General features: G+C 57.3%; 1 protein-coding gene. It reads right to left on the reverse strand.

What is annotated here, in order from left to right; genetic code table 11:
• Window positions 1-139: 139 nt before the first annotated feature.
• Window positions 140-1,162, reverse strand: a complete 1,023-nt coding sequence (locus tag J7394_RS22780; RefSeq protein ID WP_209256246.1) for an IS110 family transposase — start codon at window positions 1,160-1,162, stop codon at window positions 140-142.
• Between the last annotated feature and the right edge of the window lie 43 nt (window positions 1,163-1,205).

Below are 1,205 nucleotides of genomic sequence, written 5' to 3' on the forward strand. Positions count from 1 at the left end.
CTGATGGGTTCCGCAAACCAAGTTCCTATCAGCTTTGCGGGCTCTTACGCCCGCGCCATTCGGCGGAGTGTCCTGGTTTTGGCGGCTGACTTATGCACCATCATCTCGCGGGTCTTGCTAACTCATTGTTCCTTTCGTCTCAGACGTCAGCACGTGGGCTGTAGGGCTCGTTGCGGGTGAGCACTGCCCAGACGATACGGGCGGTCTTGTTGGCCATCGCGACAGTTGCGACGCGGGCGGCTTTGCGTTCGAGCAATGAGGTCAGCCACTTGCTGGCGCGTTCGGGGTGGGACCGGGTTTGTCGGACCAGTGATGTCATGCCGACCACAAGCAACGACCGCAGATACTGGTCGCCCATCTTGGTGATCCTCCCCAGTTTTTCCTTGCCGCCGCTGGATTTATTCGCCGGCGTCAGACCCAGCCAAGCAGCGAACTCCCGGCCATTCCTGAACTGATGCCCATCTCCAATGCTGGCGATGATTGCAGAGGCCGTCACAGCACCAACACCGGGGATCGTGCGAAGAAGGCGAACACGCGCGTCCTCTTTAGCAACTTGTTTGACACGATCTTCGTACCAGCGGACGCGTTTGTGCAGAGCCATGAGCTGCTCGCACAGGTTGTGGATCACTTCATTGGCAATGTCTGGCAAGTCCAGCACTTCACCGAGGGTGATGTTCTCAGCAAACCCAATCACACGGGCGAGGCCTCGTGGGATGAAGATGCCAAACTCGGCGACCAGACCACGCAGATTGTTGATGAGTTGCGTTCTCTGGCGCACCAGAAGATCACGCGCCCGATGCAGCGACAGCAAGGACTGCTGCTCTACCGTTTTGATCGCGACAAAGCGCATGGTCGGTCTGGTTACGGCTTCGCAGATTGCTTCAGCATCAATGGCGTCTGACTTCCCGCGTTTGACGTATGGCTTCACATACATCGGTGGGATCAAACGAACCTCGTGGCCCAACTCCGTCAGTTCGCGCGCCCAATGATGCGCGCTACTGCAAGATTCCATACCGATCAGGCAGGGCTCCAACTTCGCAAAGAAGGCCAGAAACTGCGCCCGCCGCAGGGGCTTGTTGAACACAACTTCCTCAGTGGCGGTGATCCCATGGACCTGGAAAACGTTCTTGGCCAGATCAACGCCGATTGTGGTAACTTGCATGGGGTGGCTCCTCTCATAAGCAGTCTTAGACAACTGCACTATG

Source organism: Ruegeria sp. R13_0, from assembly GCF_017743995.1.
GTDB lineage: Bacteria > Pseudomonadota > Alphaproteobacteria > Rhodobacterales > Rhodobacteraceae > Ruegeria.